Origin of the sequence: Agromyces lapidis (assembly GCF_009749405.1) — a bacterium.
GTDB classification, from domain to species: Bacteria; Actinomycetota; Actinomycetes; order Actinomycetales; family Microbacteriaceae; genus Agromyces; species Agromyces lapidis.
In genome coordinates this window covers 113911-133926 of record NZ_WBIQ01000009.1, presented here as the reverse complement: position 1 = coordinate 133926, position 20016 = coordinate 113911, and the positions used below count along the sequence as shown (strand labels likewise).

The window sequence follows — 20016 nt, the reverse complement described above, 5'->3', positions numbered from 1 at the left end:
GTGAATCCTGATTCTCCCAAGGGGCGGGCGCCCAGCATCCGCGATGTCGCGCGCCTCGCGGAGGTCTCGCACCAGACCGTCTCACGGGTGCTGAACGACCACCCGAGCATCAGGCCCGAGACCCGCGATCGCGTGCTCGCCGCGATGGAGACGCTGCAGTACCGGCCGAACCGCGCCGCCCGGGCGCTCGTCACGAGCCGCTCGCACACGATCGGCGTGCTCGCCTCGACGAGCACCGAGTACGGCCCCGCGACGAGCATCGCCGCGATCGAGGACGCGGCGCGCGAGCACGGCTACTACGTGAACACCGCGAACATCGCCGACGCCTCGCCCGAGGGCATCGCCGACGCGCTCGAGCACCTCATGCTGCAGGCGATCGAGGGGCTCGTGGTCATCGCTCCGCAGGTGCGCGTGTTCGAGGTGCTCGCAGGCGCGCCGGTCGGGGTGCCGTTCGTGAGCCTCCAGTCGACCGGCCGCAGCGACCACCTCGCGCTCTCGGTCGACCAGGTGACCGGCGCGCGTCGGGCGACCCAGCATCTGATCAACCTCGGCCACCGCGAGATCGTGCACCTCGCCGGCCCGCAGGACTGGATCGAGGCGGAGGCGCGCATGCGCGGCTTCCTCGACGCGATCGGCGACGCAGAGCTCGACCTGCACCCGCCGATCCTCGGCGACTGGAGCGCCGACTTCGGCTACTTCGCTGGCCGGGAGCTGCTTCGCCACCGCGACTTCACCGCGGTGTTCGCGGCCAACGACCAGATGGCGATCGGTCTCATGCACGCCTTCCGAGACGGCGGGCTCGACGTGCCCGGCGACGTCAGCGTCGTCGGCTTCGACGACATCCCCGTCGCGCAGCACGTGTGGCCGCCGCTCACGACCGTGTACCAGGACTACCGCGAGAGCGGGAGGCGCGCGGTCGCGCTGCTGCTGAACCAGCTGCACGGCGAGCAGGTGCTCGAGGTCGAGCAGATCGTGCCGCGTCTCGTGGTGCGCGGTTCGACGGCCGAGGCGCCGGTGCGGCACCCGGTCGCGCGCGCCTGATCCACGACCGTTTGCGACCCGCGCTTGACAGCGGCGCATGTCGGATGCACCATTGGTCTCGATGTGAACGGTCACACGTGTCACATCGAGTCCCGAACCACTGACACCGAGGTCGCGAATGTACCCGTCGATGATGACCGCAGCTCCGAGAGGCCGCCGATGAGCGCGCCGCCGATCCTCGAGATGCGATCCATCACCAAGGAGTTCCCGGGTGTGAAGGCCCTTTCCGAGGTCTCGCTCACGGTGATGCCCGCCGAAGTCCACGCGATCTGCGGCGAGAACGGCGCCGGCAAGTCCACGCTCATGAAGGTGCTCTCGGGCGTCTACCCGCACGGCACGTACACGGGCGAGATCATCTTCCGCGGCGAAGAGGTGCAGTTCCGCGACATCCGTGCCAGCGAACAGGCCGGCATCGCGATCATCCACCAGGAGCTCGCCCTCATCCCCGAGCTCTCGATCACCGAGAACATCTTCCTCGGCAACGAGATCGCGCGCGGCGGCCGCATCGACTGGGCTGCGGCGAAGCTCCGCGCCATCGACCTGCTCGCCAGGGTCGGCCTCGACGAAGACCCCGACACGCAGATCAAGCACCTCGGCGTCGGCAAGCAGCAGCTCGTCGAGATCGCGAAGGCGCTCGCGAAGGACGTGAAGCTGCTCATCCTCGACGAGCCGACCGCCGCGCTCAACGAAGACGACTCGGAGCACCTGCTCGACCTGATCCGCGGCCTCAAGGGCAAGGGGATCACGGCGATCATCATCTCCCACAAGCTCAACGAGATCGAGGAGATCGCCGACGAGATCACGATCATCCGCGACGGCCACACGATCGAGACGCTCGACGTGAAGGCCGGCGGGGTCGACGAGGACCGCATCATCCGCGGCATGGTCGGTCGCTCGCTCGAGAGCCGCTTCCCCGACCGCACCCCGCACATCGGCGAGGTGTTCTTCGAGGTGAAGGACTGGACGATCCAGCACCCGCAGGTGCCCGAGCGCCTCGTCGCCAAGGGCTCGAGCTTCACCGTGCGTCGCGGTGAGATCGTGGGCCTCGCGGGGCTCATGGGGGCCGGGCGCACCGAACTCGCGATGAGCGTCTTCGGCCGCTCCTACGGTAACTACATCTCGGGCACGATCGTGAAGGACGGCAAGGAGATCGTCCTGAAGGACGTCGAGTCCGCGATCAACCACGGCCTCGCCTACGTCAGCGAGGACCGCAAGCAGCTCGGCCTCAACCTCCTCGACACCATCAAGCGCTCGATCGTCGCGGCGAAGCTCTCGAAGATCGCGAAGCGCGGGGTCATCGACGACTCGCGCGAGTTCGGCATCGCCGAGGACTACCGCAAGCAGCTGCGCATCAAGACGCCGAGCGTCGAGACGGGCGTCTCGAAGCTCTCGGGCGGCAACCAGCAGAAGGTCGTGCTGGCGAAGTGGATGTTCACCGACCCCGACCTGCTCATCCTCGACGAGCCCACCCGCGGCATCGACGTGGGCGCGAAGTACGAGATCTACACGATCATCCAGTCCCTCGCGGCGCAGGGCAAGGGCGTCATCCTCATCTCGAGCGAGCTGCCCGAACTGCTCGGCATCGCCGACCGCATCTACACGGTCTTCGAGGGCCAGATCACCGACAACATCCCCGCATCAGAGGCGAACCCCGAGGCGCTCATGCGCAGCATGACCTCGGCGAAGAAGAAGGCGAACGCATGAGCACGGCGAGCACCCCTGCGAGCACCCCACCGAAGAAGAGCGGCGGTCTCGCCGACATCCGCAAGGTCTTCGGAGGCGGGCAGTCCACCCTCCGCCAGTTCGGCATCCTCGGCAGCCTCATCGTCATCATCGTGATCTTCCAGATCTGGACGAACGGGCTCACGCTCTCGCCGACGAACCTGATCAACGTCGTCAACCAGTACTCGTACATCCTGATCCTCGCGATCGGCATGGTGATGGTCATCATCATGGGCCACATCGACCTCTCGGTCGGATCGGTGGCGGCGTTCACCGGCATCATCGTGGCGAAGTCGATGGCCGAGTGGAACCTGCCCTGGCCGCTCGCGATCGTGCTCGGCATCGCGGTCGGTGCTGCGATCGGTGCCTGGCAGGGCTTCTGGGTGGCGTTCGTCGGGGTGCCGGCGTTCATCGTGACGCTGGCGGGCATGCTCATCTTCCGCGGCGGCAACCAGCTCATCGGCCAGTCGACCACCACCCCGGTTCCCCAGGAGTTCGGCATCATCGGCGCCGGCTACCTGCCCGAGCTCGCGCTGCCGCTCGCCTTCAACGTGCTCACGATGCTGCTCGGCGTGCTCGGCGCCGGCTGGATCGTCTGGAACGAGTTCCACCTGCGCCGCACCCAGAAGAAGCTGGGGTCGGAGATGGCGCCCGTCTGGGTGAGCATCGTCAAGGTGGTCGTGCTCGCCGGCGTGATCCTCTGGGCCGCGTGGCTGTTCGCGACCGGTCGCCCCGGCACGAGCTTCCCCATCTCGGGCATCATCCTCGTCGTGCTCGTGATCGTCTACTCGTTCATCACGAACAACACGATCTTCGGCCGTCACATCTACGCGGTCGGCGGCAACCGCCTCGCGGCGACGCTCTCGGGCGTCAAGGACCGCCGCGTCGACTTCTTCGTCATGATGAACATGTCGGTGCTGGCGGCACTGGCGGGCATGATCTTCGTCGCACGGTCGACGGCCTCGGGTCCGCAGGACGGCAACGGCTGGGAGCTCGACGCGATCGCCGCCGTGTTCATCGGCGGCGCGGCGGTCTCGGGCGGCATCGGCACCGTGATCGGCTCGATCGTCGGCGGTCTCGTGATGGCGTTCCTCAACAACGGCCTCCAGCTCATCGGCGCCGGGGCCGACGTGGTGCAGATCATCAAGGGCCTCGTGCTGCTCCTCGCCGTCGCGGTCGACGTGTGGTCGAAGCGCCAGGGCGGTCCGTCGATCTTCGGAATCTGGTCGAGCCGCCGCAAGGCGAAGCTCGAGTCGGAGGGGCCGGTCGAGCCCCCGGCGGTCGCTCCGAGCGTCGCGTCCAACGAGTCCTCCCAGCCGAGCGACCTCCGCTCCCGATGAGCGAGCACGGATGCCCCGGCGCTCCGCCGTGGCATCCACCCCAAACCTTCCCCTCCAAGAGAAGTCAGCAATCCCAACAAGAAAGTGAATGATCAATGAAGAAGCTCACTCTTGCGGCCGCAGCAGTCGCAGCGGTCGCGGCGCTCGCGCTCGCGGGCTGCTCGTCCGACCGCGGCGGTTCGACCGGCGGCGACGAGTCCGGCTCGGCCGGTTTCGCCGCCGACGCCACGATCGGCATCGCCCTTCCCGACAAGACCAGTGAGAACTGGGTGCTCGCGGGCGGGCTGTTCGAGGACGGCCTGCGCGAAGCCGGCTTCAAGGGCGACGTGCAGTACGCCCCGGCCTCGAACACCGTCGCCGAGCAGCAGAACCAGATCTCGGCCATGGTCACCAACGGCGCGAAGGTCATCGTCATCGGCGCGAAGGACGGCAAGCAGCTCGGCACGCAGCTGCAGCAGGCCGCCGACGCCGGCGTCAAGATCATCGCGTACGACCGCCTGATCGAGAACACGCCGAACGTCGACTACTACGTCGCCTTCGACAACTTCGAGGTCGGCAAGCTTCAGGGTCAGGCGCTGCTCGACGGCCTCGCCGAGCGTTCGGGCCACGAGGCACCGTGGAACATCGAGCTGTTCTCGGGCTCGCCCGACGACGCGAACTCGGCCGTGTTCTTCAACGGCGCCATGGAGGTGCTGCAGCCGAAGATCGACGACGGCACGCTCGTGGTCGTCTCGGGTCAGACCGACATCGCGCAGACCGCGACCCAGGGCTGGGAGGCCGAGAACGCGCAGAGCCGCATGGACTCGCTGCTCGCCGCGAACTACGCGGACAAGGACGTCGACGGCGTGCTCTCGCCGAACGACAACCTCGCCCGCGCGATCATCACCTCGACCAAGCAGGCCGGCAAGGACATCTCGAAGGTGACCGTCACCGGTCAGGACTCCGAGGTCGAGTCGGTGAAGTCGATCATGGCCGGTGAGCAGTACTCGACCATCAACAAGGACACGAGCCTCCTCGTGGAGCAGACGATCAAGATGATCCAGCAGCTCCAGCAGGGTGAGGAGGCCGAGGTCAACGACACCGAGCAGTACGACAACGGCGTGAAGGTCGTTCCGGCGTACCTGCTCGCTCCGGTGATCGTGACGAAGGCGAACGCGGCCGAGGCGTACGCCAACAACCCGAACCTCCTCGACATCGTGAACCAGGCGGGCTAGTCCCACCCGCCGAACGGCACGGAACGACGGCCCCCGCTCTTCGGAGCGGGGGCCGTCGCCGTGCTCACTGCGCCTGCTGCGACCAGTCGGGCAGCTGCTGCAGGGTCCAGCGGTTGCCGTCGGGGTCGGCGAAGGTGACGAACCGCCCCCAGGCCTGCTCGTCGACCCCCTGCGCGTCGACGCCGGCCGCGCGCAGCTGCTCGAGCGCGGCGTCGGCGTCGGGGATCACGGCCTGGATCACGTCGAGCGAGCCCGGCTCGATCGTGCCGCCCATGCCCTCGCCGAAGGCGATCGAGCAGGCCGAGCCGGGCGGCGTCACCTGCACGAAGCGCAGTGTGTCGCTGACGCGCTGGTCGTGGTCGGCGTTGAAGCCGCACCGGTCGACGTAGAACGCCTTCGCGCGGTCGACATCGGTGACGGGTACGTGGATGAGTTCGATCTTGACGTCCATCTCGAGCGCCATGGCTCTCCTCCGTTGATCATCTGAATTCGGAATCGTTCGGATCTCGGGTTGCAGGTGCGGGGCTTTCGGACCCGACCCATTCCAGCACTGTCCGCCGATATCCGCACCCTGTGGCGGCACCCGATCCCCGGTGCGAGGATGGAACGCATGGCACTGCACATCACGGGGGAACGGGTGGCCGACGAGCTGCTCTCGAACGACGCGTTCGCGCTGCTCACGGGCATGCTGCTCGATCAGCAGGTCGCGATGGAGACCGCGTTCACCGGGCCCGAGAAGATCCGCGAGCGGCTCGGCACGATCGACGCCGGCGCGATCGCCGCGACCGACCCCGAGCGGTTCGCCGAGATCTTCACGCAGACGCCGGCGGTGCACCGGTTCCCCGGGTCGATGGCGGCTCGGGTGCAGGCGCTCGCGGGGGCCGTGCGCGACGACTGGGGCGGCGACGCGGCCGCCATCTGGACGCAGGGCGAGCCGAGCGGCGCCGAGGTGCTGAAGCGACTCAAGGCGCTGCCGGGCTTCGGCGAGCAGAAGGCGAAGATCTTCCTCGCGCTCCTCGGCAAGCAGTGCGGCCTCGAGGCGCCGGGCTGGCGCGAGGCCGCCGGGGCCTACGGCGACGAGGGGTCCTACGCCTCAGTGGCCGACATCGTGAGCCCCGAGTCGCTCGCGAAGGTGCGTGTCACGAAGCAGGCGGCGAAGGCGGCGGCGAAGGCCGCGAAGGGCTGAGCCGAGCGAGACGGCACCCGCTTCGTCGACGGGGGGACTTCGGGTGCCGCCTCTCATTGAGAGACGCGCGAGCTGCCGGATCGTGACGCGGCAACCCGAGATCCGTTCGGGCCCCCCGACACGCTCGCGCGCAACGCCGCGATGTCGGTGGGTGGTGGCATGGTGGGGGCTACAACACCACATGTAGGGGTGGCGGAGCTCGAGGGCCCCCAAGTGTCGTGCATCGCGACACGCCGGGGCGTTCATCCACAACCGTGAGATCGCGTTTTCGTTCGTCTGTGGATAACCGCGCGGCACCCCAGCAAACAGGCCGATCATCGCGACATCCGTTGTTCACAACCGGTGGAAAACCCCGTGGATAACTACATGAATGTAACTACATCATGTTGTGGCGGTTCAGTTCGGCAGACACTAGATGTAGTATTGAAGTCGTCAATCAGCAATACGGGGGATGGGCCTTGAAAAGCCCGAGAACGAGGGGAAAACCATGACGGTCACGGTCTACACGAAGCCTTCCTGCGTCCAGTGCAACGCGACGTATCGCGCCCTCGACAGCAAGGGCATCGAGTACGAGGTGCTCGACCTCTCGGTCGACGAGAACGCGCTCGCCCAGGTCAAGGAGCTCGGCTACCTGCAGGCCCCCGTCGTGATCACCGACGAAGACCACTGGTCGGGCTTCCGCCCCGACAAGATCAACGAGCTCGCCTCGCGCCTCGCGTAATCGCGGCCGGTGAGCTCGGTGTTCATCGACACCGCGGAGTGAGCCGGAACGCGAAGGAGACGATCATGACGAAACTGGTCTACTTCTCGAGCGTCTCGGGCAACACCAAGCGCTTCATCGACAAGCTCGGCCGACCGGCTGCGCGCATTCCGCTGCACGCCCGCGAGCCGGCCCTCGAAGCCGACGAGCCCTATGTGCTCGTCGTGCCGACCTACGGCGGCGGCGACGGCAAAGGCGCCGTGCCGAAGCAGGTCATCAGATTTCTCAACGACGAGCGCAATCGCGCACTCATCCGAGGCGTGATCAGCGCAGGCAACACCAACTTCGGGTCGGCCTTCGGTCTGGCCGGCGACATCATCGCCGCGAAGACCGGGGTGCCGCACCTCTACCGCTTCGAAGTATTCGGAACCCCAGACGACGTTCGCGCCGTCGACGATGGATTGGACGCATTTTGGCGAAGTCAGCAGCAGCAACGGACGGCGTAGCTCTCATGGAGGCCCCGCGCACCGCGATGGACTATCACTCGCTCAACGCGATGCTGAACCTGTACGGTGCGAACGGCGAGATCCAGTTCGACAAGGACCGCGAGGCGGCGCGCGAGTACTTCCTCCAGCACGTCAACCAGAACACGGTCTTCTTCCACTCGCTGAAGGAGCGTCTCGACTACCTCGTCGAGAAGGAGTACTACGAGCCCGAGGTCATCGCGCAGTACGACTTCGCGTTCATCCAGAAGCTCAACGACCTGGCGTACTCGAAGAAGTTCCGCTTCGAGACCTTCCTCGGCGCGTTCAAGTACTACACGAGCTACACGCTGAAGACCTTCGACGGCAAGCGTTACCTCGAGCGCTTCGAAGACCGGGTGGTCATGACCGCGCTCGGCCTCGCGCAGGGCGACGAGCAGCTCGCGATCGACCTGGTCGAAGAGATCATCGGCGGCCGCTTCCAGCCGGCGACCCCGACCTTCCTCAACACGGGCAAGGCCCAGCGCGGCGAGCTCGTCTCGTGCTTCCTCCTCCGCATCGAAGACAACATGGAGTCGATCGCCCGCGGCATCAACTCGGCGCTGCAGCTCTCGAAGCGCGGCGGCGGCGTGGCGCTGCTCCTCTCGAACGTGCGCGAGTCGGGTGCCCCGATCAAGCAGATCGAGAACCAGTCCTCGGGCATCATCCCCGTGATGAAGCTGCTCGAAGACAGCTTCAGCTACGCGAACCAGCTGGGTGCCCGCCAGGGCGCCGGTGCGGTGTACCTCTCGGCGCACCACCCCGACATCATGCGGTTCCTCGACACCAAGCGCGAGAACGCCGACGAGAAGATCCGCATCAAGACGCTCTCGCTCGGCGTCGTCGTGCCCGACATCACCTTCGAGCTCGCGAAGAACAACGAAGACATGTACCTGTTCTCGCCGTACGACGTCGAGAAGGTCTACGGCAAGCCCTTCGGCGACGTGCCGATCACCGAGCACTACCGCGAGATGGTCGACAACCCGCGCATCAAGAAGACGAAGATCAACGCGCGCGAGTTCTTCCAGACGATCGCCGAGATCCAGTTCGAGTCGGGCTACCCCTACATCGTGTTCGAAGACACGGTGAACAAGGCGAACCCGATCAAGGGCCGCATCAACATGTCGAACCTCTGCAGCGAGATCCTGCAGGTGAACACGCCGACCACGTACAACGAAGACCTCTCGTACGACCAGATCGGCAAGGACATCAGCTGCAACCTCGGTTCGCTGAACATCGCCCTCACGATGGACTCGCCCGACTTCGGCAAGACCGTCGAGACGGCCATCCGCGGCCTCACCTCGGTGTCGAACCAGAGCCACATCGCCTCGGTGCGTTCGATCGAAGATGGCAACGACAAGTCGCACGCCATCGGCCTCGGCCAGATGAACCTGCACGGCTACCTCGCTCGCGAGCGCATCTTCTACGGCAGCGAAGAGGGCATCGACTTCACGAACATCTACTTCTACACGGTGCTGTTCCACGCGCTGCGCGCGTCGAACAAGATCTCGATCGAGCGCGGCGAGACCTTCGAGGGCTTCGCCGACTCGAAGTACGCCTCGGGCGAGTTCTTCGACAAGTACACGGATGCCGCGTGGGTGCCCGAGACCGCGAAGGTCACGCAGCTCTTCGCCGACGCCGGGGTGCACATCCCGACGCAGCAGGACTGGCAGGAGCTCAAGGCCTCCATCCAGGAGCACGGCATCTACAACCAGAACCTGCAGGCGGTGCCGCCGACCGGTTCGATCTCGTACATCAACAACTCGACGGCGTCGATCCACCCGATCGCCTCGAAGATCGAGATCCGCAAGGAGGGCAAGCTCGGGCGCGTCTACTACCCGGCGGCGTTCATGACGAACGACAACCTCGAGTACTACCAGGACGCGTACGAGATCGGCTACGAGAAGGTCATCGACACCTACGCCGCGGCGACGCAGCACGTCGACCAGGGCCTCTCGCTCACCCTGTTCTTCAAGGACACGGCGACGACCCGCGACATCAACCGCGCGCAGATCTACGCGTGGAAGAAGGGCATCAAGACGATCTACTACATCCGTCTGCGCCAGCTCGCGCTGGAGGGAACGGACATGACGGAGTGCGTCAGCTGCATGCTCTGACGCCGGTCGAGTAGCGAAGCGTATCGAGACCCATCAGCCACGCGGCATCCGCCCCACTTCTTGAAGGAACAGAAATGACCCTCACCGACCCGGTCAACTCGGCCAGCAACGACCCGGCGCACGTCGGCGGCAAGCTGAAGCTCGTCGACCACGTCAACGCGATCAACTGGAACCGGATCCAGGACGACAAGGACCTCGAGGTCTGGAACCGCCTGGTGAACAACTTCTGGCTGCCCGAGAAGGTGCCGCTGTCGAACGACATCCAGTCGTGGAACACGCTGACGCCCGAGGAGCAGACCCTCACGATGCGCGTGTTCACCGGCCTCACCCTGCTCGACACGATCCAGGGCACGGTCGGTGCGGTCTCGCTCATCCCCGACGCGATCACCCCGCACGAAGAGGCCGTCTACACGAACATCGCGTTCATGGAGTCGGTGCACGCGAAGAGCTACTCGTCGATCTTCTCGACGCTGTGCTCGACGAAGGAGATCGACGACGCCTTCCGCTGGTCGGTCGAGAACGAGAACCTTCAGAAGAAGGCCGCGATCGTCATGGAGTACTACCAGGGCGACTCCCCGCTGAAGCGCAAGGTCGCCTCGACCCTGCTCGAGAGCTTCCTGTTCTACTCGGGCTTCTACCTGCCGATGTACTGGTCGAGCCGCGCGAAGCTCACCAACACGGCCGACCTGATCCGCCTCATCATCCGCGACGAGGCCGTGCACGGGTACTACATCGGCTACAAGTTCCAGAAGGGCCTCGAGCGCATCTCGCAGGCCGAGCGCGACGAGCTGAAGGACTACACCTTCTCGCTGCTCTACGAGCTCTACGACAACGAGGTGCAGTACACGCAGGACCTCTACGACGGCGTCGGCCTCACCGAGGACGTCAAGAAGTTCCTGCACTACAACGCGAACAAGGCCCTCATGAACCTCGGCTACGAGCCGATGTTCCCGAAGCAGGTCACCGACGTGAACCCGGCGATCCTCTCGGCGCTCTCGCCGAACGCCGACGAGAACCACGACTTCTTCTCGGGGTCGGGCTCATCGTACGTCATCGGCAAGGCCGTCGTGACGGAGGACGAGGACTGGGACTTCTAAGTCCTGCTGCTTTCTGACGTGAGGGGTGGATGCCGCGTGGCATCCACCCCTCGTCGTCTGTACGCGGTCGGGAGTATTCACATCTTTGCAAGACGTGTGAGTGTCTTTCTGTACTGGGAAATGAAACCGTCGACCGGTAGAGGGTCCGTCCCATAGAAGGACGCCGAATCCACGCCGTGCTCTTCGGAAAGCTGGAGTTCACGGCGCAATTCTTTGATGTGCCCCCGCCCCACCTGACGGCCATCACCGCCGTATGGCAGTGTGTACTTCTTGAGCCGGGATGACCGGCCAAGGAGTCCCCGTCGTTCGTGCACTTCTCTGCTCACGATTACCCGCCCGCCACGGTTCCCGGTCGATTGGATCTCGCACCCGTGAGCGATGAGCCGTCGTCGAAGCGCACTCCACGTGATGACACGCTCTCCCCGGTCAATGGATCGAGAGTTATCGGTGATCCAACGCGCCATCTCGGATACTTCAATGTCGTGAATGTCCCCGTGCAGTCGGCGCGTGTTCAGCCGGTGCGATGCAACTCGAAGCGTCCATCGGAACAGATCTTCTTGAGCGCATGTGATCACGAAGCCGTTGCGGTCCAAGGCGACAAGCATGGAGACCAACCCAGTTCGCTTGTTGCCGTTGTAGAACGGATGATTGTGCACGAGGGAGTGCATGAGCGCGCCCGCAGCGAGTTCGACAGTGCCATACTTCGTGTGATTGCCAGAGCCAGTCATTGGGCGGGACGCAGCGCTACTGAGGAGGTTTGCGTCGCGGACCCCGGCGGGGAAGATCGGGTCAGAACTGTCTCGGAAGTCTTCGGCAATCGCCCAATGGATTTTCTCGATTTCGTCTGAAGCAAGGTGCTGTATTCGATCGCGCTGGTGGCCGATGTCCCGCCAGACGAATTGTTCGCGATTGATCTGCTCGGCGGGTGCTGCTTCGGCAATTGGCGACGGTGTCCCGGTTACTGGGGAGTACGCTCGATCGAGTTTGGCAAGTGCGCCCTTCGGAAGCCGGCGCGCGCCGGTACCGATGTGAATTCCGAGATCGGCGGCGCGTGCAAGGAAGGCCTCGCGGTCACCTCCATCCAGCGTCACCCAGTACTGGACGTTCAGCTTCTCTTTCGGTGTGGCGAGGCCGCAAGCACGCTCTGCATGGCTCACATCCTGCGGCCGGATAACCGAGTTCGCACTCTTTGGATAGGTGATTCCTGCATCCCAAATCATCAGCAGGACATCGTCCACCTCTGTGTGTGCCCGGGTGGCGATATCCGCGGGTGTCGTACTTCGTCGTGCCAACTGACCTCCTCGTCACGATGAAGGTACACCCATCCCCTGATGTGGTTCGCAGCGTGATGCCCCTCATGAACTCTGGGTCCGAGCCGATGCCCCCGAACAGGTCATCGCGGTGAACATGGCGATTCTGTCCGCGCTCGCCGAACTCCGTGAGAACCAGGATTTTCTGCTTGGCCGGGGCGATTCAGATGCGTGGATGGAGCCCGTGCTGGAGCGCAACGATCGCGAGCCCGTTCGCGGGGGCGAGCGTCCCACGGCGAGCGTCGTAGACGAAGAGCACCATCTTCGCCCGGTCTGCGAACTCGACGCCGCCCGAACTGTACGAGCCGCTCGTGAAGAAGATCGGCAGCCTGCCGTCGTGGGCGGCGACGCCGGCGAGTTCGCGGATCTGCGCTACCGGGACAGTTGAGCTCGCGGCGAGGTTCTTCACCTGGGCAATGCAGCGATAGGAGACGACGTCAACACCACCGTCGCCGGAGAATTGCGTGACTGCGGCGTCCACTGCGCCGAGGTGTCGCATCCAGGAAGCAGCGAGTTCTTCAGCGCCTTGGTGGGACACGCCATATGGCTGCGGTGCAGGCCTAGGCCAGGTTGGTTGGAGGGTGGCTGTGGGTGGTATTCGACCAGGTCGGTTCGCTTCAGCCCATGCCCACTGCATTACCTCCTCGCGGAGCGTGCTTGTGGTTGCCCGTGCGGCTTCGTCGATCTCCCTGATCCGAGTCTTGTGGTTCATCTTCCGGACCTTGCCGGTCAGGAAGAGAGCGAGACCGCCGATAACGAGAGCAATCGCAATCGTTCCAAGTGCCACACGAACTTCGTACGGGAACTTGCCGTTCTCCACCTCGACGCGTGAGACCAGCACCATCGAGAGCCATAGACCGGCGTATCCGACCCACCACGGCCACATGCGAGGCTTCGGTGGGTACGGCTTTGATTCGGCCGGTACCGCCGCTGCGATCGCAGACCGAAGCGTGTCCGCGAGAACCTGCGGCGGGAGTCCGGCGGGTGCGCGGCTGCCGATGTCGCGTCCGAGCGCGGACCCGTTCAGTTCGGGCGTTTGAGTCGTCACGCTCGAATCCTAGGGTTGAGCGCCGACCTTGTTCGCGAAGAGCGCGTCGCGTGGCTGCACGATTCAGACCGGAGCGGCCGTCGGAGAAGGGTGATCCTTCTCCGATTGGCGTCGGTACCCCGACGGCAATTATGAAGACCGGAGTGAGGCCAATCGGGCGAATCGCGATTCACGTGCCGATCGCTGCCATCGCCGGAGGTCGTTCGCCGTGCAGAACGAAGCATCCGGCGACGTCATGCAGCTGTGTACCGCTCCCGGGCCGAGCGTGACGCTCATCCGTCGCCCGCGCCACCGGCGTCCGACGGCTGCCCCGGATGCTCGAGCTGCGCCGTGACCGCGCGGTCGACGTTGCCGTGGATTCGGTCCGTGCCGAGCCGCTCCAGCACGCCGTCGCGCGCCAGCGTGGCGCGCACGACCTGCTTCACCCGGGCGAGGCGGAGGGTGACCGCGGAGTCCTTCGCGAGCTCAACGATGTCGCTGAACTTCGCGCAGCCCTGCGAGTCGATGAAGTTGATGCCGCCGCAGTCGAGGACGATCCCGGTGAGGTCGGGCGTCGAGTGGATGATCTCGCGGATGCGGTCCTCCAGCGCGTCGGAGGTCGCGAAGAACAGGCCGCCGTCCATGCGGATCACGACGACCCCGGGCACGCGCTCGTCGGCGGGGTGCTCGTCGACGTCGCGGAACACCTGCGTGCCCGGCTCCCGCGCCAGGGTCGCGATGTTGCGGTGCGTGGCGACGCCGATGAGCCAGATGATCGACAGTCCGATGCCGATCATGACCCCGGCGAGGACGCCGAACGCCAGCGTGCCGACGATGGCGGCGACGGCGATCCAGAAGTCGAACGGCTGCACCCGGGCGAGGCGGCGCATCTCGGGGACATTGATCATGCCCATCACGACCGCCTCGATGATGAGCGCGGCGAGGACCGGTTTCGGCAGGCCGGAGAACAGCGGCGCGAGCACGAGGAGCGTCAGGAGAACCGTGGCGCCCGAGGTGATCGAGGCCAGCCCGGTGCGGGCGCCGGAGCGGTCGTTGAGCGAGCTCGCGGACAGGCTGGTCGACACCGGCATGCCCTGGAAGAGCCCGGCGCCGGCGTTCGCCATGCCCTGGGCGATCGACTCCTGGTCGATGTCGACCTGGCGCCGCCGGCTCATGTCGCCAGTGCTCGCCATGCGACCCTCCCGTTCGACGAAGTCCGGCAACGCGCATCTCCGCAGGCGAGGGGCGGATTCTCCGTCACGGTCAGGCCCCGCGCGTGGCCTCGCGAGCCGCCCTGCGGAGCGCGGGCGACGGATCGTCGGCCCAGCGGGCGAGCACGCCGTCGGCTCTGCGACGGGCGCCGGCGCCGAGCCCGCCGACGAGCGGTCGCAGCACGTCGGCGATGAGCGGCTCGATGAGGGCGTCGACGGATGCCTCGCGCAGGAACCCCTCGATGCGGGTGAGGTCGCCGTTGCCGAGCATCCGCACGTTGCGCTGCAGCAGCACGACGGCGGCGAGGCGCCGCTCGAAGACCGGCACCGACCAGAGCTCGGACGCGAGCGCGGTGATCGCATCGCGGTCGAGCCCGCGGTAGCGGTTGCCCACGTCGCGGATCGTGCCGCGCACCGCGCCGACCGAGGCGCCGTAGGAGTCGAGCCCGAGCTGCTCGCGCACGTCGTCGGCACGGTACTCGTCGCCCTCGTACCGCAGCGTGCGGTCGACGAAGTCGGCGGGTTCGGTCACGCTCCCATTCTCGGCGCCCGGCGGCGCTGCGCGCGCCTCTTGTCCACGCCCTCCGCCCGGTGGTAGGAACAGCGCATGGGGGAAACGGTGGATGTCGCCGGCTCCGCCGCGACGGTTGCGGCCAAGCGCGCGGCGCTCGCCGCGCTGATCGCGACGTGCGTGTCGGCGCTGGTGGTCAACGCGAACACGTCGGCGGTGTCGATCCTGATCCCGGCGATCTCGGCCGACACGGGCACGCCGACCGACACGCTGCAATGGGCCGTGACCGGGTACTCGCTCGTGGGCGCGGCCGTGATCGTCACGTCGGGGTCGCTCGGCGACGTGTTCGGCCGGCGACGCATCTTCTTCTGGGGCCTCGTGCTCTTCATCGCGTCGTGCGTGCTCATCGCCCTGTCGCAGGAGGGCGTCGGCGTCATCGCGGGCCGATGCATCCAGGGCGCGGCGGGAGCGACGATCCTCGCCTGCGGGATGAGCCTCCTCTCGGCGGCGAACACCGGGAAGGAGCAGTTGCGCGCGGTCACGCTGTGGGGCGCGGCATCCGCGGTCGGCGCGGCGGCGGGCCCGCTCGTGGGCGGCCTGCTCGCCTCGACGCTCGGCTGGCAGGGCCTGTTCTGGATCGACGCCGCGATCGCCGCGGCGTGCATCCCGATCACCCTCCTCGGAGTGAAGGAGTCCTCGGACCCGTCGAAGCCGCGCTCGATCGATCTGGTCGGCTCCGTGCTCATCGCCGCGACCCTGGCGCCCCTCATCTTCGCGCTCACGAACGGCACCGCGTGGGGCTGGCTCTCCTGGCAGACGATCGGATGCTTCGCCATCACGGTCGCCGCGGCCATCGGGTTCGTGCTCGTCGAGCGGCGCGTCGCCGCACCGCTGCTCGATCTGAAGCTGCTGCGCAACACGGTGCTCGTCGGTGCGACGCTCTCGATCCTGCTGGGCTCAGGCACCGTGAACGGCATCATGTACGTCGTCAGCCTCTACTTCCAGAACCCGGCCGCACTCGAGATGGACGCCTTCCAGGCGGGGCTCGCGACGCTCCCCGTCGCGGCCGCCGCCGTCGTGCTCTCACCGCTCATCACGCCCATCGTCGGTCGCATCGGCGTTCGCGTGACGATCGTGCTCGGCTTCGTGATCATGTCGGCCTCGTTCGCGGTGCTCGCGTTCGTCACCGACTCGTGGGGGTACGGCATGTTCGTGCTGCCGCTCGTCGGCGTCGCCGCGGGCATGAGCCTGCAGAACGGCCCGTGCTCGTCGCTGTCGACCTCGAGCGTCGAGCCGCGCGAGGTCGGGGCGGCATCGGGCGTGTCGAACATGGCGCGCTACGTGGGCGCGGCGGTGATGACGGCGATCGTCGCGTCGGTCTACAGCGGGGTCAACGCCCGACAGCTCACCGACGGCGCCTCGGAATCCGCCGCCCTCGCGCAGGCGTTCTCGTGGTCGTCGATCTCGATGGGCATCTGGTGCGTGCTCGGCATCGGGCTCGTCTTCCTCGTCGCGCGTCGCGTGCGCCGGAACTCGGGCCAGTTCGAGGCGGTGGCGGCCGCGGCGTCGTTCTCGCACACGATCGTGCCGCCCGAGCCGGTCGCGGCGGAGGCGACGAGCGGCGACCCGCGCTGACGGTCACCGGTCGTCGCGAGCCGCCGTCGCGGCATCCGCTACTTGTCGTTCGACGTGCCGTCGGCGGCGTCGAGGAGCGCGCGATCCTCGGGGAGCAGCGCGTCGGCGCCCTCGTCGCCCTCCGCGATGACCTCGTCCTCCTCGAGCGACATGCGGAGCTTCCGCCGGAAGAACCGCGTCATCACGAGGAGCGTGACGAGGCCGACGGCGAGCCAGATGAGGCCGTACATCATCGCCTCGCCGCTGAGGTTCACCCAGAGCAGCACGGTGAGCACGACGCCGATGACGGGCAGCAGGATGTTGCGCACGATCTGTCCCGCGGTCTTCACCTCGCGGCGGCGCACCGCGAAGTGCAGGATCACCGTGACGTTCACGACCGTGAACGCGATGAGCGCACCGAAGTTGATGAGCGAGAACACGAAGTCGAGGTCGGCGACCGCGGCGAAGAGCGAGACGACGCCGACGAACACGATCGCGACCGCCGGAGTCTGGAACCGCGGGTGCACGTACGACATCCGCCGGCCGATCGGGCCCGAGCTGTTGCGGCCCATGACGTAGAGCATGCGCGAGACGCTCGCGTGCGAGGCGAGGCTCGACGCGGCGACCGCCGCGACGGCCGCCGCGACGAACAGGATCTGGAAGAGCATGCCGCCGACCGAGAACGCGAGCTCGGGGAGCGCGGTGCCCTCGGTGAGCCCCTCGACGCTGGGGAAGAGCGACTGGGCGAACCACCCTGCGACGAAGAACAGCGCCCCGCCGATCAGCAGCGAGAGCACGATCGCCTTGGGCACGGTGTTCGCGTCCTTCGCCTCCTCGGTGTACATCGTGATCGCGTCGAACCCGATGAACGAGAAGCAGACGATCGTGGCCGCACTGACGACCGTCGCGATCTGCACGTTCGCGTGGTACAGCGGTTCGATGCTGAACGGCGTGCCATTGCCGGCACCCGCGTTGAGCGCACCCCACGCGAGGCCGATGAACACGACGATGAGCACCACCTGGAAGATGAGGAGCGTCGCGTTCACGCGCGAAGTCGAGGTGATGCTCCACAGGTTCAGGAGCGTGATGAGGGCGACGTAGCCGCCGACCCACACCCAGCCCGAGATATCGGGGAAGAACGCCTCGAAGTACTGGCGCAGCAGCAGTGCGTTGACGAGCGGCAGCAGGAGGTAGTCGAGCAGCGCCGTCCACCCGACGAGGAAGCCGAAGTTCGGGTGGATCGTCTCGGAGGCGTAGGTGTAGGCGGAGCCCGCCGACGGGTAGACGCGGGTCATCCGGCCATAGCTGATCGCGGTGAAGAGCATGACGACGAGCGCGAAGAGGTAGGCGAGCGGCACCACGCCGCCGCTCTCGTCCGAGACGTAGCCGAAGGTGTCGAACACCGTCATTGGGGTCATGTAGCCGAGGCCCAACCCGACGATGGCCCAGAGGCCGAGGGATCGCCGGAGCTTCGTGGGGTGGGCTGCGAGAGCGGGGGAGGTCATGCGTGGTTCCTGTCGTCGCCATTGATCGAGCGGACAGACACTACGCTACGACGACGGAGGGCGTGCTTGCCGCGGCGGCCAATTCGCGAGACGCGATTGGACGTAATGTCCAGCGAGGTGGGAGCAGCCGAGTCAGCCCATCAGTCCGTACGCTCCGGCGGTGGCGACGAGGTTCGACGCCGCGTGCACGACGATCGAGGGGGCGGTTCGGCGGGTCGCCATCGCGAGGGTTCCGAAGACGATGCCCGCGAACAATGTGGACGCGGCGAGGCTCACCCCGTTGACGCCGCCGATGATCTGCGGGAGATGGAGCGAGCAGAAGATCACCGCCGTGATGAGCACCGCGCCGTTCGTCGCCCTGACGCTGCGGTCGGGGTCGGGCCACTCGCCGTCGAACCATCGCTTCAGCGAGGGCTGCAGCATGCCGCGGAACACGACCTCCTCGATGAACGGGGCAGCGACCACCGCCAGGATGAGCTCGGGCAGCCACACCGCCGGCTCGGGGGAGACGACCACGTTCGTCTCGAGCCCGCCGGGGTCGCCGAAGATCATCAGGGCGATGAACACGACGATCGGTTCGATGTACCAGATCGCCGCGAAGGCGACCGGGATGCCGAGCAGGTCGATCCAGCGGAAGCTCAGCCCGTAGTCGCGGATGAGGTTGCCGGTGCCCCACTTTCGGGACACGACGACGATCCATCCGGTGATGAGCACCGGCATGGCGAGCGCGGATGCCAGCCAGACCGGGTAGCTCCATGCATCGGCCGGGATGAGTGCCGGAAGGAAGATGCAGGCGACGAAGATCCCGACGCCGACGAACGCATGAAGAAGACCCCATCGGGTGGCTGCTGGGGTCTCTCGAGCGCGGGTGTCGACGGCGTCTACATCGACGACCGCAGCGGAACCTGAGCGTGAGATCGGATGTCGGCCGCCGCCGCTATCGTCCGATCATGAGCGCAACGGATTTCGACTTCCTCCTCGGCGACTGGTCGGTGCATCACCGGCGGCTGACCGATTCACTCGATCCAGACTGCACGACCTGGGACGAGTTCGAGAGCATCGCCGAGGTCGAGAGCATCCTCGGCGGCCTCGGCAATGCCGACCAGACTCGCGGCACGCTCGCCGACGGCACGGCCTTCGATGGTTACTCGCTGCGCCTCTACTCGCCCGAGACCGACGAGTGGGCGATCTGGTGGGCGTCGGCCTCGCGCCCCGGGGTGCTCGACGACCCGGTGCGCGGCCGATTCGTCGACGGCGTCGGCACGTTCATCGGCCCCGCTGAGCACGGCGGCATCGCATTCCACGCTCGATTCCGCTGGCTCGACACCGACGGTCCGAACCCCGTCTGGGAGCAGGACTTCTCATTCGACGAGGGGGTCAGCTGGGCGCCCGTCAACTGGCGGATGGTGCATACGCGGCGAGGACCGGCCTAGGACCGAGGATCGGCGTCAGCCCGCGACGGACTCCTTCGGCGGGTTGAACATGAACTCGAAGCGGATGCCGTTGTCGTCTTCGATGAACGCCGCGTAGTAGCGCTCGTTGAAGCGCGGGTACGGCTTCGGCTCGCGCACCGAGGTCCAGCCCGCCTCGACGGCGATCGCGTGCAGCCGGTCGACGTCGTCGCGCGATTCGACGGGGAACGCGAGGTGCTGCCAGCCGACGCGGCCGTGGCGGTGCGGGCCGGTTCCGGGTTCGCGCGCGGGGAAGAGGATCAGCTCCTCCTCGCCCTTGTACCAAGAGACGCCGTTGTCGGCGTCTTGGCGGGTACAGCCGAGCGCCTGCATCACGGGGTCGAACTGGGCGATCGAGCGGGGCAGGTCCTCGACGCTGAGCCCGAGGTGGTCGAAAAGCGGCATTCGCACATCCTTCCGCGCGATTTCGAGGCACGTCAAATCAGTGC

At 66.5% G+C, this 20016-nt stretch carries 19 protein-coding genes; 11 read left to right on the top strand and 8 right to left on the bottom strand.

Annotation, left to right across the window (positions count from 1 at the left end; all coding sequences use genetic code 11):
- The 4 genes from GQQ93_RS15185 (at position 1) to GQQ93_RS15170 (ending at position 5317) form a co-directional block, all read left to right on the top strand.
- Positions 1 to 1041 (top strand): LacI family DNA-binding transcriptional regulator, encoded by a 1041-nt coding sequence (locus GQQ93_RS15185; protein WP_157425083.1) that lies wholly within the window; start codon positions 1 to 3, stop codon positions 1039 to 1041.
- A gap of 159 nt (positions 1042 to 1200) precedes the next feature.
- On the top strand, positions 1201 to 2745 hold the full coding sequence (mmsA, locus tag GQQ93_RS15180) for a multiple monosaccharide ABC transporter ATP-binding protein (protein ID WP_157425082.1): 1545 nt from the start codon (positions 1201 to 1203) through the stop codon (positions 2743 to 2745).
- Entirely contained in the window at positions 2742 to 4103 is a 1362-nt protein-coding gene (mmsB, locus tag GQQ93_RS15175; protein ID WP_157425081.1) for a multiple monosaccharide ABC transporter permease, read from the top strand. The genes mmsA and mmsB overlap by 4 nt, the downstream gene beginning before the upstream one ends.
- Positions 4104 to 4198: 95 nt before the next feature.
- Positions 4199 to 5317 (top strand): substrate-binding domain-containing protein, encoded by a 1119-nt coding sequence (locus GQQ93_RS15170; RefSeq protein ID WP_157425080.1) that lies wholly within the window; start codon positions 4199 to 4201, stop codon positions 5315 to 5317.
- Positions 5318 to 5381: 64 nt separating this feature from the next.
- Here GQQ93_RS15170 and GQQ93_RS15165 read toward each other — a convergent pair whose 3' ends face one another.
- Positions 5382 to 5768, bottom strand: coding sequence for a glyoxalase superfamily protein (locus GQQ93_RS15165; RefSeq protein ID WP_157425266.1), 387 nt, complete (start codon positions 5766 to 5768; stop codon positions 5382 to 5384).
- A 150-nt stretch (positions 5769 to 5918) separates the two neighbouring features.
- On the opposite strand from GQQ93_RS15165, the gene GQQ93_RS15160 reads away from it, so the two are divergent.
- The 5 genes from GQQ93_RS15160 to nrdF all read left to right on the top strand — a co-directional run bounded on the left by GQQ93_RS15160 (position 5919) and on the right by nrdF (position 10938).
- Positions 5919 to 6503 (top strand): HhH-GPD-type base excision DNA repair protein, encoded by a 585-nt coding sequence (locus GQQ93_RS15160; protein ID WP_157425079.1) that lies wholly within the window; start codon positions 5919 to 5921, stop codon positions 6501 to 6503.
- A gap of 487 nt (positions 6504 to 6990) precedes the next feature.
- Positions 6991 to 7224, top strand: coding sequence for a glutaredoxin-like protein NrdH (gene nrdH / locus GQQ93_RS15155; RefSeq protein ID WP_157425078.1), 234 nt, complete (start codon positions 6991 to 6993; stop codon positions 7222 to 7224).
- A 65-nt stretch (positions 7225 to 7289) separates the two neighbouring features.
- On the top strand, positions 7290 to 7709 hold the full coding sequence (gene nrdI / locus GQQ93_RS15150; protein ID WP_157425077.1) for a class Ib ribonucleoside-diphosphate reductase assembly flavoprotein NrdI: 420 nt from the start codon (positions 7290 to 7292) through the stop codon (positions 7707 to 7709).
- Positions 7710 to 7714: 5 nt separating this feature from the next.
- Positions 7715 to 9841: a class 1b ribonucleoside-diphosphate reductase subunit alpha gene (gene nrdE, locus GQQ93_RS15145; protein ID WP_157425076.1), complete on the top strand. Its 2127-nt coding sequence runs from the start codon at positions 7715 to 7717 to the stop codon at positions 9839 to 9841.
- Positions 9842 to 9915: 74 nt separating this feature from the next.
- Entirely contained in the window at positions 9916 to 10938 is a 1023-nt protein-coding gene (nrdF, locus tag GQQ93_RS15140; RefSeq protein ID WP_157425075.1) for a class 1b ribonucleoside-diphosphate reductase subunit beta, read from the top strand.
- Positions 10939 to 11015: 77 nt separating this feature from the next.
- On the opposite strand, the gene GQQ93_RS15135 is transcribed toward nrdF, so the two are convergent.
- The 4 genes from GQQ93_RS15135 to GQQ93_RS15120 all read right to left on the bottom strand — a co-directional run bounded on the left by GQQ93_RS15135 (position 11016) and on the right by GQQ93_RS15120 (position 15018).
- On the bottom strand, positions 11016 to 12176 hold the full coding sequence (locus GQQ93_RS15135; protein ID WP_157425074.1) for a type II toxin-antitoxin system death-on-curing family toxin: 1161 nt from the start codon (positions 12174 to 12176) through the stop codon (positions 11016 to 11018).
- Positions 12177 to 12411: 235 nt separating this feature from the next.
- Complete coding sequence (locus GQQ93_RS15130) at positions 12412 to 13296, bottom strand: restriction endonuclease (RefSeq protein ID WP_157425073.1); 885 nt, start codon at positions 13294 to 13296, stop codon at positions 12412 to 12414.
- 272 nt (positions 13297 to 13568) lie between these two features.
- On the bottom strand, positions 13569 to 14468 hold the full coding sequence (locus tag GQQ93_RS15125) for a SulP family inorganic anion transporter (protein ID WP_157425072.1): 900 nt from the start codon (positions 14466 to 14468) through the stop codon (positions 13569 to 13571).
- A 70-nt stretch (positions 14469 to 14538) separates the two neighbouring features.
- Positions 14539 to 15018: a DNA alkylation repair protein gene (locus GQQ93_RS15120; RefSeq protein WP_157425071.1), complete on the bottom strand. Its 480-nt coding sequence runs from the start codon at positions 15016 to 15018 to the stop codon at positions 14539 to 14541.
- 75 nt (positions 15019 to 15093) lie between these two features.
- Here GQQ93_RS15120 and GQQ93_RS15115 point away from each other — a divergent pair, with 75 nt between their 5' ends.
- Entirely contained in the window at positions 15094 to 16632 is a 1539-nt protein-coding gene (locus tag GQQ93_RS15115) for an MFS transporter (protein WP_157425070.1), read from the top strand.
- Between the two features lie 38 nt (positions 16633 to 16670).
- Here GQQ93_RS15115 and GQQ93_RS15110 read toward each other — a convergent pair whose 3' ends face one another.
- Both GQQ93_RS15110 and GQQ93_RS15105 read right to left on the bottom strand, forming a co-directional pair.
- Positions 16671 to 18116 carry an APC family permease gene (locus GQQ93_RS15110; protein ID WP_157425069.1) on the bottom strand — a complete coding sequence of 482 codons (1446 nt, stop codon included), beginning with the start codon at positions 18114 to 18116 and terminating at the stop codon, positions 16671 to 16673.
- Positions 18117 to 18248: 132 nt separating this feature from the next.
- The gene (locus tag GQQ93_RS15105) at positions 18249 to 18836 is read right to left on the bottom strand and encodes a CPBP family intramembrane glutamic endopeptidase (RefSeq protein ID WP_157425068.1); all 588 of its coding nucleotides are present in this window, start codon (positions 18834 to 18836) and stop codon (positions 18249 to 18251) included.
- Positions 18837 to 19066: 230 nt separating this feature from the next.
- Between GQQ93_RS15105 and GQQ93_RS15100 the strand changes: the two genes are divergently transcribed.
- Positions 19067 to 19549, top strand: coding sequence for a hypothetical protein (locus GQQ93_RS15100; RefSeq protein WP_157425067.1), 483 nt, complete (start codon positions 19067 to 19069; stop codon positions 19547 to 19549).
- Between the two features lie 15 nt (positions 19550 to 19564).
- Here GQQ93_RS15100 and GQQ93_RS15095 read toward each other — a convergent pair whose 3' ends face one another.
- On the bottom strand, positions 19565 to 19972 hold the full coding sequence (locus GQQ93_RS15095) for a VOC family protein (protein ID WP_157425066.1): 408 nt from the start codon (positions 19970 to 19972) through the stop codon (positions 19565 to 19567).
- Positions 19973 to 20016 lie beyond the last annotated feature (44 nt).

Excerpts from the sequence above, each read along its gene's own strand:
- GQQ93_RS15095 (WP_157425066.1), bottom strand. The coding sequence starts at position 19,972 with ATGCCGCTTTTCGACCACCTCGGGCTCAGCGTCGAGGACCTGCCCCGC.
- GQQ93_RS15105 (WP_157425068.1), bottom strand. The coding sequence starts at position 18,836 with ATGCCGGTGCTCATCACCGGATGGATCGTCGTCGTGTCCCGAAAGTGG.
- GQQ93_RS15165 (WP_157425266.1), bottom strand. The coding sequence starts at position 5,768 with ATGGACGTCAAGATCGAACTCATCCACGTACCCGTCACCGATGTCGAC.
- GQQ93_RS15160 (WP_157425079.1), top strand. The coding sequence starts at position 5,919 with ATGGAACGCATGGCACTGCACATCACGGGGGAACGGGTGGCCGACGAG.
- mmsA (WP_157425082.1), top strand. The coding sequence starts at position 1,201 with ATGAGCGCGCCGCCGATCCTCGAGATGCGATCCATCACCAAGGAGTTC.
- GQQ93_RS15100 (WP_157425067.1), top strand. The coding sequence starts at position 19,067 with ATGAGCGCAACGGATTTCGACTTCCTCCTCGGCGACTGGTCGGTGCAT.
- nrdH (WP_157425078.1), top strand. The coding sequence starts at position 6,991 with ATGACGGTCACGGTCTACACGAAGCCTTCCTGCGTCCAGTGCAACGCG.
- GQQ93_RS15125 (WP_157425072.1), bottom strand. The coding sequence starts at position 14,468 with ATGGCGAGCACTGGCGACATGAGCCGGCGGCGCCAGGTCGACATCGAC.
- GQQ93_RS15170 (WP_157425080.1), top strand. The coding sequence starts at position 4,199 with ATGAAGAAGCTCACTCTTGCGGCCGCAGCAGTCGCAGCGGTCGCGGCG.
- nrdE (WP_157425076.1), top strand. The coding sequence starts at position 7,715 with ATGGAGGCCCCGCGCACCGCGATGGACTATCACTCGCTCAACGCGATG.
- GQQ93_RS15110 (WP_157425069.1), bottom strand. The coding sequence starts at position 18,116 with ATGACCTCCCCCGCTCTCGCAGCCCACCCCACGAAGCTCCGGCGATCC.
- nrdI (WP_157425077.1), top strand. The coding sequence starts at position 7,290 with ATGACGAAACTGGTCTACTTCTCGAGCGTCTCGGGCAACACCAAGCGC.
- mmsB (WP_157425081.1), top strand. The coding sequence starts at position 2,742 with ATGAGCACGGCGAGCACCCCTGCGAGCACCCCACCGAAGAAGAGCGGC.
- GQQ93_RS15115 (WP_157425070.1), top strand. The coding sequence starts at position 15,094 with ATGGGGGAAACGGTGGATGTCGCCGGCTCCGCCGCGACGGTTGCGGCC.
- nrdF (WP_157425075.1), top strand. The coding sequence starts at position 9,916 with ATGACCCTCACCGACCCGGTCAACTCGGCCAGCAACGACCCGGCGCAC.